The sequence below is a fragment of the Companilactobacillus halodurans genome, from assembly GCF_009600985.1.
GTDB classification, from domain to species: Bacteria; Bacillota; Bacilli; order Lactobacillales; family Lactobacillaceae; genus Companilactobacillus; species Companilactobacillus halodurans.
Genome location: NZ_VDFP01000018.1, coordinates 1 through 15,366, shown reverse-complemented (window position 1 = coordinate 15,366; position 15,366 = coordinate 1). Strand labels below are relative to the sequence as shown.

Sequence of the window (15,366 nt, the reverse complement as noted above, 5' to 3'; positions counted from 1 at the left end):
GTTTTTTACGTGGTTAGGCTTAAAAAATTTAACTTTTATTTGACTTTATTAATCTTCACGACTGAAATTACTAATATCAGCCACAACACTATTAATGAACATCTTAGCATTTTCTGATGAAGAATCATCTTGACCGTACTTTCTTACAGAAACGGTAGCATCTTTAACTTCATCATCACCAACAACAACTGTGTAAGGAATCTTCATTGTTTGAGCGTCACGGATCTTGTAACCCATCTTCTCATCACGATCATCGATTTCAGCACGGATATTCTTAGCACGTAATTCTGAAAGAACATCATTTGCATAATCTGAGTGAAGTTTATCATTAACTGGAATAATTCTTACTTGTGTTGGAGCTAACCATGTTGGGAATGCACCCTTGTACATTTCAATTAGGTATGCAATAAATCTTTCCATAGTTGAAACGATACCACGGTGAATCATAACTGGACGGTGATCTTCACCATCTGAACCAACATATGTCAACTTGAACTTCTCTGGTTGCATGAAGTCTAGTTGGATGGTTGACAATGTTTCGTCATTACCTAGAGCTGTCTTTGTTTGAACATCAAGTTTTGGACCATAGAATGCAGCTTCACCTTCAGCTTCGTAGTACTTAAGACCAAGGTCATCCATAGCACCCTTAAGCATTGATTGTGATCTATCCCACATTTCATCATCATCGAAGTACTTCTCTGTGTTAGCAGGGTCTCTGTAACTTAGACGGAATGAGTAATCTTTGATATCGAAGTCTTTATAAACTTCAACCATCAATTGTAGTGTACGTTTGAATTCTTCTTGAATTTGATCAAGAGCAACGAATGTGTGACCATCATTTAATGTCATTTCACGAACACGTTGCAAACCACTCAACGCACCTGATTTTTCATATCTGTGCATCATACCTAATTCAGCAATACGAAGAGGCAAATCTCTGTATGAACGGTTGTGGTGCTTGTAAATTTGAATATGTGAAGGACAGTTCATTGGACGAAGTTCTAGCATTTCGCCATCACCCATATCCATTGGTGGGAACATGTCTTCACGATAGTGTGCCCAGTGACCTGAAGTCTTATAAGCATTTAAGTTCATAAGGATTGGTGTATAAACGTGTTGGTAACCCCAAGCAACTTCCTTATCAACAATGTATCTTTCAATAACACGACGGATTGTTGCACCATTTGGCATCCAATATGGAAGACCGGCACCAACTTCTGGATCAACGAAGAACAAGTCAAGATCACGACCAATAGTTCTGTGGTCACGTTCTTTGATTTCTTGACGACGCTTCAAGTCAGCTTTTAGGCCATCTTCTTCATAGAAGGCTGTACCATAAATTCTTTGAAGCATTGGGTTACTTGACTTACCTTGCCAGTAAGCACCAGCAACTGAAAGCAATTCAAAGTGTTTCAAAGCACTAAGATTTACTAGAACTGCATCGTAACCGAAATCAACAAATCCATCCAACTCATAAACAGGAATTTGGACTGATTCAATAGCACCAATCAATGATGACTTGTATGGATCATCTTTGAACATTTCTACAAGGTCTTTCTTGTCCATCATTGATCTTTTAATTTCATCATTGTTTTTGATGATTTTATTCATCAAAGCAGTAATTTCTTTTAATTCATCAACGCTGATTTGTCCTGACTTGCTATCAGTGTCAACGTAGAAACCATCACTGTTTGATTGTTTTTCACCGAAGTGAAGATCTGATTTAAAGTTCTTAGCTGCAGCACTGAATACCAAAGCAGCAGTATTTCTAAGTACCTCTTGTGCATCTTCTTTATCTTCAGCTGAGATAATTTCAATCTTACCGTCTTGCTTGATGGGACGTTTTAGATCGACTAATGTATCGTTAAGTTTACCAGCAACAGCTTTTTTGCCCAATGATGTGCTAATTGACTTAGCAACGTCCAAAGTAGTTGTGCCTTGATCAAACTCCTTAACTGAATCATCTGGGAATGTTAATTTGATTTTTGACATAGACCTATCCTCCTAAAATTTTGATAACAAAAAAATACGTCCCTGAAGTATAAACATATTCAAAAATATGCATATACTTCAGGGACGTATTTCGCGCGGTTCCACCCAGTTTAAAACTGTACAACAAATAACAGTTTTCTCTCATTTAGTTATAAAGTAACTGACAATTATACAATTTTAAACGAAAATGGTAACTCCAGTAATGGGTAAGCTTCCAGTAATCGTACCCTCCCTGAGTAGAACCGAAGTGTTATCTTTCATTGGCTTCATTTAAACATTAATTTTTTATTATTGCAAGCTATTTTTGAAATCTTCTGTTTGGACCAGTCACGATCACTTCACGAGATAGATACTTAACTCGCTCCATAATTCGTTTAGCTTTAACTGGCTCTTCTTCACCTCGTTGGTTTATCGACAAGTGCTTTTCCAATTCATTCATGGAAAAATTCGACGAAAAGAAAGTTGGTAAATTCTCTTGCATTCGATATTGCAAAATAACTCCCAAGACTTCATCCCTAATCCAACTAGACATTGAATCAGCACCAATATCATCAAGCATTAAAATTTCAGCATCTTTAATCTTATTGACCTTTTCTAAAACGCTATTAGTTCCAATTGAATTTTTCATTTCAATGGCAAAAGTAGGAAAATGCATCAGGGTCGTATGAACATCATGTTTAAATAATTCATTTGCGATTGCTCCCAAAAGATACGTCTTGCCAACGCCAAAATCACCAGCCAAATATAAACCAGGAATAAATTTTTTTTGATTTAAATAATGATCAATGAAATCTAGAGCTTGACTCAAAGCATCCTCTCGACCTTGACCGCTGTAATCGTCCAATTTAGCATTCCGAATATCAGAAGCCATATCCATCAAAACAAATCCAGACTCATATTGATCTTTTTTCTCGCGGTTTTGCAATTTTTCATTTGGATAATAGGCAACTTCAATATTGTGGTTGCTGACAATCAATTTAGGATAATAGCCCTGAGTCAATTCACTTTTATGGTGCTTATTATTATAAAATTCATAAATGCTAGCAGCACTGGTAGAAATAGCATTGGGATTAATCTCATCGCTATTTTTTTTCAAAAACTTTTGAACATCTTCGTCTTTTAAAGCTGCATTAAGAAGACGGCGATAATCCTCCGTCAAATTCTTTGAATTTAAATATTCTGCCAATCTGCTTCCTAATTTTTCCATGCTTAATTATCCTTATTTCTTAATCGTTTTAGTCTATCTTGAAGATTAGTCTGATTCTTTTGAGTATTTTGATTCTGAGGAACCTTTGCTTTAACTTTACTCCAATCAGTAGCTTGTTCAACTTTACGATTTTTATTGTTATTGAAATGTCGTTTGGGATTACGAGGCTTGGTTTGAAAATCATTGATTCTTTGCAAAGCCTGTTCAGCCGTCTGAACCTTATTTTGCTGCCAATCATTAGCCATTGTCTCCATCAAAGGCAGCGTTAATGTTGGTGAATTTTGCAGAATATAATAGACCATGATATTCAATACGGAAACTGGCAAATAACTTTTCATTGCCATATTTCGTAATGCCCTTGATTCGACTGTACCAGTAAAACCACCGCTCTTTTGTTTTTGAGCAGCTAAAAAGTCTGCTGGGGTCATGGTTTTAGCTTGTTGTAAAATTTGTTGCTCAGCACGATTCCAATTCTTGGTTGACGCATTTTCATCTTCTTTAGGACTCGAAACTTCTTCCAAAGCCTGCTTCTTTACAGAAATATTGACATTCTTTTCAAAACGGTCTTGAGCTGATTTTTTGAGTCTTGTTGGGTCAATCTTATTAGTCACGATATTGCATGTTTTCCCAATCAAATTGATCAAAGTCATTTCATCTAGTCCATAAAAGGCATGCAAATTCAAAATCAATTCTTGATTTTCTAAGACATTATCGGAACTGATTCGATAAGATTGCTGCAAACGGTCCGTAATTAATTCCCAGTCGAGTGGCTCCATCTTTTTCTCATTTAAAGATGGATTTTTCTTTGAAGGCTGTGTTTGGAAACTATTTTGAGTATTCTTAACTTCTGAAGGCGTGTTGATCAAATCATTATTGCTCAACTGAAAAACTTCTAGAAAGTCTTTTGTGATTTCTTGGGAATTCTTCAAAACAAGATCAGAGTGAGAATATTTATCAGCCAATAAATGATACTTTTTCTCACCTACTTGTTCGTAAAGAAAAATGCTCATTAAGTCATCCTTAAAGAATTCATCAGGTGATAATGGTTCTATCAGTTGATAAACATAGTACGGTCCCAAATCATCTTTCTTTTCAAATGTCCTGATTAAACCTAAAGCTTCAGCTTTGATTCGAGCCTCATAAAACCGTCTTAAATCAATGCCTAAAAGCCCCAACAAATCGGCGTGGGGCTTTCTTTGCGTTACCAATTCTTTATTGGGAACTTTCTCCCATAACAACAAATAGAGACTGAATGCCTCAATCCCTAAAATTGGTAAATATAAATCTGTTAAAATATGTCGATCATCATCGTTTAGATGACCATTGGGTAGACACCAATAGCCTACTAGTGGCGTAAACTTATCTGATGCAAAATTACCTGTAGACACCGGCACGCCCCCTTACTTCTTATCCAACTTTTTACCGTTAGACATCATTTCTTGAACTTCTTTCATAAAACCATTCATATCCTTAAATTCACGATAGACGCTGGCAAAGCGAATATAAGTTACATCGTCAACTTTAGCTAGAATCTTCATCACATGTTCACCGATAACTTGTGATCTGACTTCGCTCTCACCAGTTGCTCTAATCGCATTTTCAACTTTATCAACGATATCGTTCATTTGGTCCATCGTAACTGGTCTCTTTTCAGCAGCTCTAACTAAACCACGTAAAAGCTTTTCACGACTGAATTCTTCGCGATTGCCATTTTTCTTAATAACTAAAAGTGGTGATTTTTCTAATCTTTCAAACGTCGTAAATCTTGTACCGCAATTTTCACACTCGCGTCGACGTCTAATAGCACGTCCTTCATCACTGGTACGACTGTCAATAACCTTTGATGAATCATGATGACAATGTGGACAAATCAAGATTCTAACCTCTTTTCTTAATTAAAGTTGTGATATCAACTTATCAAAATCTACTTGCAGATGATCTAAATCACTGGAATTATCGATAATAAAATCCGCTCTTTGGTTTCTTTCATCCATCGACATTTGAGAATTGATTCGCTCTAAAGCAACTTTTTTGCTCAAACCATTACGTTCCATAAGTCGTTTCAATTGGACTTGTGGTTTGATATTAATACTGATTACACCATCAAAATAAGCTTGATACCCGCCTTCAAACAAAAGGGGTATCTCGAAAATACTGATGGTTGCACTTTTTGAATTCTTAGTTTCAGATATAATTTTTAAAATTCTTTTCTTAATCAAAGGACGAGTAATCTTATTGAGGCTTTTCAATTTTTGATAATCGCCAAAAACAATCGAACCTAATTTTTTTCGGTTTAAAGTTCCATCTTTTTTTAGAATATCTTCTCCAAAAACATCAACAATTTGACGTAGACCAATTGAACCTGGGACTACTACTTCACGAGCAATTTTGTCAGCATCATAAACTTGATAACCCTTTTTTAAAAACAAATCTAAAATTGTTGACTTACCTGTTGCAATACCGCCGGTAAAACCATATATCTTACTCATTGGACTACTTGGCAATATGGACAAAAGTGCGTTCCACGTCCGCCAACCTTAATTTTTTTAATTTCTGTACCGCATCTTGGACAAGGAGTTCCCTCTTTGCCATAGACTTTCAAGCGGTCTTGCATATGTCCTGTATGACCTGTGGCATCGACGTAAGATCGAACAGTTGAACCACCAGACTCAATTCCCATTTTCATTTCTTCGTTGGAAGCTTCAATAATGGCTTGAATATTTTCATCCGTTAAATGGTTTGCGGGAGTTTCAGGATGTATTTTTACTTTCCAAAGTACCTCATCGACATAAATATTACCTAGACCACTCATTACAGATTGATCCAATAAAACAGTTTTAATATCTTTTCGATGACGCATAATTCTAGGCTTGAGATTTTTAAAAGTGAATTCACTTGATAGTGGCTCTGGCCCAAGTTTTTGAATCGACTTATTATTTTGTAAATCATCGGTTGGCCACAGTTGCATCCTACCAAATTTTCGAACATCATTATAAATCATTTTTTGACCATTATCTAATGTAAAAATTGCATGAGAGTGCTTATCAATTGCTGCAGGATCAGCCGAAACACGATAACGGCCTTCCATTCTTAAGTGACTGATAATTGTATAACCATTATCCAAATGAATCAACAAGAATTTTGCTCGGCGACCCACATCAGTAATGGTGCTGCCGGTCACAAATTCAATAAATTGCTCAACATCCCCAGTAATTAAATTTTGATAACGTATTTCAACATGCATAATTTTGCGCCCTTTTACTTGGGCATTTAAACCACGTTTAACTGTTTCAACTTCTGGCATTTCTGGCATCTTATCACCTATTTTGCTTCATACCAAGTTTTTCCATGAGCTGTTTCGACCTTCAAAGGAACATCCAACTTAACTGCCGAATCCATCACGCTTGGTACTAATTTTTCTAACGTCTCAATTTCTGATTTTGGAGCTTCAAAAATCATTTCATCATGTACTTGTAATAATAAATTAGCTTGTAATTTCTCTTTTTCAAGCATCTTTTGCATATTAATCATAGCAACCTTAATAATATCAGCCGCACTTCCCTGAATAGGAGTGTTCATAGCGGTTCTTTTAGCAAAGTTTCTAACATTAAAATTCTTTGAATGAATATCTGGCAAATAACGGCGACGATGCATAATTGTTTCAACATAGCCATTTTCACGAGCATACTTAACGATATCATCCATGTACTGCTTAACGCCAGGATATTGTTCAAAATAAGAATCAATAAAAGCTCCAGCTTGTTTTCGACTAATACCAATATTTTGAGATAGCCCATAATCGCTAATTCCATAGACGATACCAAAGTTAGTCGCTTTAGCTTGGCGACGCATATTCGGAGTTACCTCGTCAGTACTATTCAAGCCAAAGATACGCATAGCAGTGTGAGCATGAATATCGTAATCTTCTTTAAAGGCTTCTTGCATATGCTCGTCTCCCGAAATATGAGCTAGCACACGCAATTCAACTTGAGAATAATCAGCTGAGAAAATCTCCCAATCATCATGTTGAGGAACAAAGGCTTTACGAATCTTTTTACCTTCGTCAACTCTAATCGGAATATTTTGCAAGTTAGGTTCAATTGATGACAAACGACCCGTTTGCGTCAAAGTTTGCAAGTAAATCGTATGAATCTTGTTGTCGGGTTGAATGAATTTTTGGAGGCCAACAACATAAGTTGACTGAATCTTAGAAATTTGACGATAATCTAAGACTTTTTGAACCAGCGGCGATTTATCTTTCAATTTCTCTAAGACATCGACTGACGTTGAATAACCAGTTTTAGTCTTTTTAATAACTGGCAGTTTTAAGTCTTCAAACAAGACGACGCCCAGTTGCTTAGGTGAATTGATATTAAATTCTTTCCCAGCATCTTTATAAATATCTTTTTCAATCTCAGCTAATTTGGCACCAAAGGTATTCTCCATCTCTTTTAATTTCGATGCTTGAACAGTAATTCCCTTGATTTCCATTTCAGCTAGGACTTTAGACAATGGCAATTCAATTTCATCGTATAAACTATCTTGATCATTGTCCTTTAATTCAGCCATCATTTTATCTTTGAGTTTATCGATAACTTGAGCTTTTTGAGCTAAAAATTTCAATAATAAATCATCATCTTCTGGCACAGCTTTTTTGACGCCTTTGCCATAAAATTCATCTTCGGTTGGTAAATTGATATTGTAATTTCTGGCAACGAGTCCGATGTCTTGCTTATTATCATTAGAATCCAACAAGTAAGCGACTAACAGCATATCAAACGTCACGCCATCAATTTCACAGCCATAGCGATGCAACATCGCAATCGTTGCCTTATTATCAAACAAATACTTTTCCTTAGAACTATCAGCTAACCAAGCCTTCAAAGCTTCATTTTCCAAAATAGAAAAGTCAGTCGTTCCATAGTAATTTTTCCCATCAGATATCATTAGACCAATAATTGGCGAAGTATGGTAGTTATCGCCAAAACCTTCAACAATCAACGTTAAAGTTTGATTTTCTTGAACTAATTTTTCGACACTTGCTTTATTTAATTCCTTAACATCAAGGTCAGCTAATTCAGCTGTCGAATCTTTTGTTGGTGCATCCATTCGATCTAAAAATGATTTGAAATTCATCTTTTGATAAAACTGCATCAATTGTTCTTGATTATCGCCATGATATTCAACATCGCTTAAACCAATTTCAATTGGAGCATCTAAATCGATCGTGGCGAGTTTCTTACTTAAAAAAGCTTTGTCCTTATCGTTAATTAGATGCTCTTTTAATTTGCTTTTTTTCATCTCATCAACATGGTCATAAACATCTTCAACGCTGCCATATTGATTGATTAATTTGATAGCGGTCTTTTCACCGACTTTTTCGACCCCAGGATAATGATCGGAGTTATCTCCCATCAAGCCTTTCATATCGATAATTTGTTTGGGTGTGATTCCTAATTTTTCTTTGACGTGTTCTGGAGTGTAGCTCTCCGTTTCAGTGACACCCTTAACATTGACTTTAACGGTAATTTTATCAGTTGATAATTGGGTCAAATCCCGATCACCTGTGATTATCGTGACATCCATGCCTTCATTTGCGGCTTTATGAGACATAGTTCCGATGATGTCATCTGCCTCATAATTTGGCAATTCATAAGTTTTTATTCCTCGATAATTCAATAAATCTTGAATCAAAGGCAATTGTTCCATCAATTCAGGTGGAGTTTTAGCACGTGTACCCTTATATTCTTTGAACATCTCTGTTCTAAAGGTCGTTTTCCCTGCATCAAAGGCTACTAAAGCATGTGTTGGCTTTTCATCTTTTAAGATGATTTCTAACATATTATTGAAGGCATACAAGGCATTAGTATGGATTCCCTCACCAGTGACGAATTTGTCTAAAACGTTGTGCATTGCAAAGAATGCTCGAAACGAGACACTGTTTCCATCTATTAAAAGTAATTTTTTATTTTCTGACATATATTCTCCAATAAAACCGAAATTAACTACTACTATTTTAACAAATCAAGACTCTTTGTAACAGTTTTGTCGACACTAAAAAAAGTCCTGATTCTCTAAAAGTCAGGACTTAAAAATTAATTATTCTTTTTTTCATATTTGTAATAAATATAAATCACCGATAACAAGACTAAAGCTGACAAAACGGTCAACAAAATAAAGTCGAGTTTAGCACCCATGAGGGTATTTATGACCTCATCATTTGTACCACTAGTCAAAGCCACCGCTGAAATAACGACTGATAAAACGTTCGTACCTAATGAACCAGCGTATTGCTGCATCATACTAAATAACGAGTTTTGATCAGATTTTTTTCTACCAGTAACTTGAACGCTACCATCAGATAATGAATTAGCGAAACCAAAGTTAAAGCCTAATCTAACCACAATATAAATCAAAGTGATAGTGACAAAGGATAAGTTATCACTATTGATCCAAAATAATGCTGAACCAACTGTAATCAAAATTCCACTAGTCAAAAGAGGTGGCAAAGCACCCTTTTTATCATACCAGGTACCAGCAACTGGCCCTAATAAAGCACCTAATAATGACCCCGGCAACAAAGTCAAACCTGCTTGAGCTGAATTCATCTTCAATGCTGTTTGCGCAACAATTGGAATAACAAATGACAAACCAATATTGATGAATTGCAAACTAAAATAACCAAATAATCTTAAACGAAGCACTGGTAATTTCAAAATTGAAAAGTCAATCAATTGACGAGAACTCTTCTTGTTGTACCAAGCAAAAAGCAAGAATACAACAACCGAAGCAATAATCCACAAGATGAATTGGCTTGAAGTCCAGCCATGTTTACCTGCCTGGTCAAAGGTAAAGAGAACCATTGAAAAGATTGCCGCCAAAAAGACAACACTTAAATAATCAAAGGAAATTCCCTCTGTACCCCTGACTTTGCCTCGAACAGTAAACCATCCAAGAATAAATAAGATTACAATCAAAGGAATCACGCCAACAAAAATCTCACGCCAAGTCCAAAGTCGATTGATTATACCTCCATAAGTTGGTCCTAAAGCTGGAGCTAAAGAAATCACCACTCCAGCTAATCCTGTATAAAGTCCTAATTTAGCTGGTGGAATCTCTTCAAAAATTAAATTAAACATTAATGGAGTTGACAATCCAGTCGCAATCGCCTGCAAAAGTCTCCCTGCCATTAAAATTGGAAAGGTTGGCGAGAACAAACAAACCAGCGTTCCCACTAAACATAGTGAAGCCGCAAAAATAAAAATTTTCAACGGATGAAACTTTTTTAACACGTAAGCCGTTGTGCTCATGACAATGGTTGTTAGCAACAAATATCCAGTCGTCAACCACTGCACGGTCCCTAAACTGACATTCAATTCCTTAGTCAAAGTTGGAAAGGTTACATTCATTGAAGTTTCAATCAAAATTCCGGTAAATGACAATAATCCAACCGCTAAAATCGATAATTTTACACGTGTTGATACTCTATCTTCCACGTTTTTGCCTCTTTTTTCTAGATATATATTTAATATTACCCATTTTTAACGGAAAATTCCAAAAAAAATGAGCTATGACAATATGCTCTGTCATAGCCAAACCTGTAATATCTGTATTCATTATACAAAATATTGAAAATTATTTCTAGAATTTACAGAAAATTTTTATTTGACTAATTGTCCTTTTTTATAGACTTGTTTATCTTTTTGTTGAACAGCTTTGATATCCTCCAGTGGATTTTCATCCAAAACTAAAAAGTCAGCAAACTTATCCACATCAAGACTTCCATAATTATCAGTAATTCCCAATAATTCAGCCGCATATTTAGTCGTTCCAAGCAAGGCTTGATAAGGACTTACACCAAGTCCTGCAATCAATTCCAATTCATCGGTCGTACCAGTTTCAAAACTATTGAATGGTGTACCAGCATCAGTTCCAACAACGACTTTCACACCTTTTTTCAAAGCCATACCGATATTTTTGAAGAAATCTTTCTTAACGATATCATTCTTTTTAATCATATAATCTGGTATCTTACCGACACCATACTTATCGATTCCTGCACAAGCATTCAAGGTTGGCACCAAATAAACATTGTGTTCTTTCATAAACTCTGCTTGCTTTTCATCAACATAAATACCATGCTCGATTGAATCAACTCCAGCATCTAGGGAAATTTGAATCCCATTGTTGCCTTGAGCATGTGACGCTACCGTCATGTGTTTGGTGTGGGCTTCTTCAACAGCTACACGAATTTCACTTTCAGTTAACTCGGTATCGTCAACTTGATCGGTTGAAGACATCCCGCCACCAGTTGCCATAACTTTAATATTCTTAGCTCCAAGTTTAAATTCCTGACGAACTGATTTTCTCATCTCATCTGGTGAATCAACCAAATGACCCCAAGTTACATGACCGTCTAAATCTTCTTTAAAATCTCCATGACCACCAGTCATCGTCATTGGTCGACCTGAGGGCAAAATTTCAGTTCCTCCTAATTGTCCATCTTCTTGAAGACGACGTAATTTAATATCGACATCAAACGGACAACCGCAATCTCTGATGTAAGTGACCCCTGCATGCAACAACGTCTGCAAATTTTTCAAAGCTGTAAATGTAACCTCAGCTTCAGAAAGATATTCCAATTTATTTGTAACTGGATTCATCATAATGTGCGTATGTGCATTAATTAAACCAGGCATAACAAACTTATTTTTCAAATCAACTTTTTGATAAGAATCATCAGGAGTCCCAATGCCCTTTGCCAAAATTTTTCCCTTGTCGTCAACCGTCAAATAACTGTTTTTCACAATTTCATTTTTAACGCCATCGAACAAGTTTAAATTAATAAATGTTTTCGTCATAATTAATAACCTCTAAAACACCTTAATACCTTTCTTATAAACTGCTTTATCTTCTTGTTGAATAGCTTTGACATCAGCAACCGGATCATTATCTAGAACCAAGAAATCAGCAACCTTGCCTTCTTCCAAAGTTCCATAATCTTTGTCGATTCCAAGTAATTTGGCACTGTTCTTAGAACTTGCAAACAAAGCTTGTTCATTGGTTGCACCAACTGAGGTCATCAATTCAAACTCTTTAGTAGCATCTTTAAAGCCATTGAATGGCGTTCCAGCATCAGTCCCAAAAGTCAATTTAACGCCAGCTTTAGCTGCCACGCCAACACGTTCATAGAAATCTTTAATAAATGAATTGGCCTTATCCAACATATATTGTGGCAATTTACCTTCGCCGTATTCAGGAATCGTATAAGCAGCAATCAATGTAGGTGTTAGATAAGTGCCTTGTTTAAGCATTAGATCGATGTCTTCATCAGTTACATAAGAACCGTGTTCAACCGAATCGACTCCAGCAACAATTGCATTGTGAATTCCGTTTGCTCCTTCAGCGTGAGCGGCAACTGTCATGTGTTTTGAATGGGCTTCTTCAACAGCAGTTTTAATTTCATCAACTGAAAGTTCTGTATCATCAATTTGGTCAGTCGCTGACATAACGCCACCAGTTGCCATAACCTTGATGTTCTTAGCACCCAATTTAAATTCGTGACGGACTGCTTTTCTCATCTCATCAGTAGAATCTACTAAATTACCCCAAGTCGTTTCGCCATCTAGTCCTTCGGTAAAATCACCGTGACCACCAGTCATGCTCATAGGACGACCTGAAGGCAAGATTTCGGTACCACCTAGTTGACCCTCGGCCTGCAATCTAGCCAATTTAATATCGACATCAAAGGCACAGCCGCAATCTCTGATATATGTAATACCTGCTTTTAACAATTCTTTTAGGTTTTTTAAGACAGTAAAAGTAACTTCAGCTTCAGACAAATACTCCAATTTATTCGTTTGGGGATTCATCATGATGTGAGTGTGAGCATTAATCAATCCTGGCATCACGTACTTCCCTTTGAGATCAACAACTTCTTGTGAATTAGGTGTATCCTTAAAACCTAATTTAACAATTTTGCCTGACTCATCATCAACGATAAACCAAGCATCCTTTTGAATACTAGCTTTGTTGCCATCAAATAAATTGAAATTTTTATATAAAGTCTGTGTCATAGTAATGCCTCCTAAATTTATTGACCAAATTCTAAGATTCATTTTAATTATTGTCAACGCTTTATTAATTATTTCCAATTTAAATAATAAATATTTTAATTTAAGCTTTACCACAGTTTAGGCGTTGATAAGCCTGATTTCCTGATATTATAAAAATTAAATTTGACATAAAAATAAAAAAAGAATAAGTTAAATTCTAATAATTTTTTAATCTTGTTATTTAGGAGGGCAAGCTTATGAATTATCTTATTGCATTTACTATTGTTATGGTTTTTATGTTAATTGGAGATTGGGTATCGGCTGCAACAAAAGCCTTCATCCCTTCAATTTTTATTACAGCTATTTGCTTCGTGATTGGCTTTTGGACCGTCTTGCCCAAAAATATTGTTGCTCAAGCATCGTTTAATAGTTCTTTTATTGGAATCGGCATTTCTCTACTATTGGTTCACCTTGGTACCTTAATGAATTTCAAAGAATTATTAGCTCAGTGGAAAGCAGTGTGTATTGCCCTTTTAGGGGTTTGCGGCACATTGATTTTCACTTTGATCGTAGGTACTTTTATTTACAATTGGCACACAGTCGTTGCCGCTATTCCACCATTAACTGGAGGTTTAGTTGCTGCACTATTGATGACTAATGGTTTAAAGGCAGCTGGTATTACTACATTAGTCGCACTACCTGTTTCAATGTATATTATGCATTCAATGATTGGCTATCCTTTAACTTCACTCTTATTGAGAAAAGAAGGCAATCGTTTAGTAACTGAATATAATCATGGAAAAGACGACCCCGACTCAAATGTCTTTAAAATGATTCACCAAGAAAAAGTTGACGAAAATAATAAAAAACCGGTTTTGAATTTACCCGACCAATATCAGACACCGGTCTTTATCATCGTTCGTGTGGCTTTAGTTGCTCTATTGAGTAATTGGGTAGCAGGTTTGATGAATGGCGTCATCAATGCTAATGTCATTTGTTTGATCTTCGGTGTTATCGCCCATCAACTAGGCTTCTTGGAAGACAGTGTCCTAAACAAAGCAGGCGTCTTCAATTGGTTGATGTATGGTCTACTTGCATATATCTTCTCGCAATTAAGTCTCACGACCCCACAAGTAATTGGAAATATCATTATCCAAATCATTGTCTTGATTTTCTTAGGTATCTTTGGAATGTTTTTAGCTTCATTTGCTTTAGCAAAACCTTTTGGTATGAGTAAAAATATGGCTTTTGCCTGTTCACTGACAGCTTTATTTGGTTTCCCGGCTGATTTTGTTTTAACCACTGAAGTTTGCCACAGTGTTGCAAATAACAAGGGCGAGGAAGAATATTTAACTGCCAATATCCTGCCAAAAATGTTAGTTGGAGGCTTTGCAACAGTATCTGTCGCATCAGTTATTATTGCGTCTGTCTTCTTGAAATTACTTTGATTTCAATTGAAATTTTTTAATAGCGACAAAAGACACAGCAATCGAAAAACGATTACTGTGTCTTTTTGAGTTCACAATGATATAAATATTTATTCGACCAATTTACCTTTTTTGTAAACTTGTTTATCTTTTTGTTGAACGGCCTTGATATCTTTTAATGGATCTTCATCTAAAACTAAGAAATCAGCAATTTTGCCTTCTTTAATTGAACCATATTTATCATCGATTCTTAACAAGTGAGAACTGTTTCTAGTTGCTGCGAAGAGAGCTTCTTCATTGCTTGCTCCGACATCTGTCAATAATTCCAATTCCTTAGGAATATCGCTAAAAGTATTGAATGGAGTTCCCGCATCAGTACCAAAAGCTAATGTGACGCCACCTTTAATTGCTACTTTCATACGAGCATAGAACTTATCCTTAAAGCCTTTAGCTTTATCGACCATATAATCAGGTAATTTCCCTTCACCGTAAGCAGGAATTGAATAAGTAGCAATAACGGTAGGTGTTAGGTAGATACCTTTTTCTTGAATCAATTCAATATCGAAAATTACAAGAACAAGTTAGCCACTTGTCCAAAAATAAATACGAAATATATCAGTACCAGAAAAGTACATTTCTAAACTCCACAGAAACTAGTGAATAGTTCCCGTGGAGTTTTGTAGTT

Annotated in this window: 12 protein-coding genes; 1 reads left to right on the top strand and 11 read right to left on the bottom strand. The window is 35.9% G+C overall.

Translation table 11 applies throughout. The features are described from left to right. Positions 1 to 48: 48 nt before the first annotated feature. From thrS to FHL06_RS08855, 10 genes are all read right to left on the bottom strand, one after another. Positions 49 to 1,992 (bottom strand): threonine--tRNA ligase, encoded by a 1,944-nt coding sequence (gene thrS, locus FHL06_RS08900; RefSeq protein WP_153385872.1) that lies wholly within the window; start codon positions 1,990 to 1,992, stop codon positions 49 to 51. Between the two features lie 298 nt (positions 1,993 to 2,290). Continuing rightward, positions 2,291 to 3,199, bottom strand: a complete 909-nt coding sequence (gene dnaI, locus FHL06_RS08895) for a primosomal protein DnaI (protein ID WP_153385871.1) — start codon at positions 3,197 to 3,199, stop codon at positions 2,291 to 2,293. A 2-nt stretch (positions 3,200 to 3,201) separates the two neighbouring features. Continuing rightward, complete coding sequence (locus FHL06_RS15015) at positions 3,202 to 4,587, bottom strand: DnaD domain protein (RefSeq protein ID WP_153385870.1); 1,386 nt, start codon at positions 4,585 to 4,587, stop codon at positions 3,202 to 3,204. A gap of 12 nt (positions 4,588 to 4,599) precedes the next feature. Then, positions 4,600 to 5,073: a transcriptional regulator NrdR gene (nrdR, locus tag FHL06_RS08885; RefSeq protein ID WP_153385869.1), complete on the bottom strand. Its 474-nt coding sequence runs from the start codon at positions 5,071 to 5,073 to the stop codon at positions 4,600 to 4,602. A gap of 21 nt (positions 5,074 to 5,094) precedes the next feature. After that, on the bottom strand, positions 5,095 to 5,688 hold the full coding sequence (coaE, locus tag FHL06_RS08880) for a dephospho-CoA kinase (RefSeq protein ID WP_153385868.1): 594 nt from the start codon (positions 5,686 to 5,688) through the stop codon (positions 5,095 to 5,097). Further along, the gene (gene mutM / locus FHL06_RS08875; RefSeq protein ID WP_153385867.1) at positions 5,685 to 6,512 is read right to left on the bottom strand and encodes a DNA-formamidopyrimidine glycosylase; all 828 of its coding nucleotides are present in this window, start codon (positions 6,510 to 6,512) and stop codon (positions 5,685 to 5,687) included. Before mutM ends, coaE begins: the two co-directional genes overlap by 4 nt. 8 nt (positions 6,513 to 6,520) lie before the next feature. After that, complete coding sequence (polA, locus tag FHL06_RS08870) at positions 6,521 to 9,178, bottom strand: DNA polymerase I (RefSeq protein WP_153385866.1); 2,658 nt, start codon at positions 9,176 to 9,178, stop codon at positions 6,521 to 6,523. 116 nt (positions 9,179 to 9,294) lie between these two features. After that, positions 9,295 to 10,695, bottom strand: a complete 1,401-nt coding sequence (locus tag FHL06_RS08865; RefSeq protein WP_162000202.1) for an MFS transporter — start codon at positions 10,693 to 10,695, stop codon at positions 9,295 to 9,297. A gap of 165 nt (positions 10,696 to 10,860) precedes the next feature. Next, the gene (locus FHL06_RS08860; RefSeq protein ID WP_153385865.1) at positions 10,861 to 12,060 is read right to left on the bottom strand and encodes a metal-dependent hydrolase family protein; all 1,200 of its coding nucleotides are present in this window, start codon (positions 12,058 to 12,060) and stop codon (positions 10,861 to 10,863) included. Between the two features lie 12 nt (positions 12,061 to 12,072). Then, positions 12,073 to 13,275 carry a metal-dependent hydrolase family protein gene (locus FHL06_RS08855; protein WP_153385864.1) on the bottom strand — a complete coding sequence of 401 codons (1,203 nt, stop codon included), beginning with the start codon at positions 13,273 to 13,275 and terminating at the stop codon, positions 12,073 to 12,075. 236 nt (positions 13,276 to 13,511) lie between these two features. Here FHL06_RS08855 and FHL06_RS08850 point away from each other — a divergent pair, with 236 nt between their 5' ends. Then, entirely contained in the window at positions 13,512 to 14,702 is a 1,191-nt protein-coding gene (locus FHL06_RS08850) for a hypothetical protein (RefSeq protein WP_153385863.1), read from the top strand. Positions 14,703 to 14,791: 89 nt separating this feature from the next. On the opposite strand, the gene FHL06_RS08845 is transcribed toward FHL06_RS08850, so the two are convergent. After that, on the bottom strand, positions 14,792 to 15,235 hold the full coding sequence (locus FHL06_RS08845) for an amidohydrolase family protein (protein ID WP_238333996.1): 444 nt from the start codon (positions 15,233 to 15,235) through the stop codon (positions 14,792 to 14,794). Positions 15,236 to 15,366: the final 131 nt, after the last annotated feature.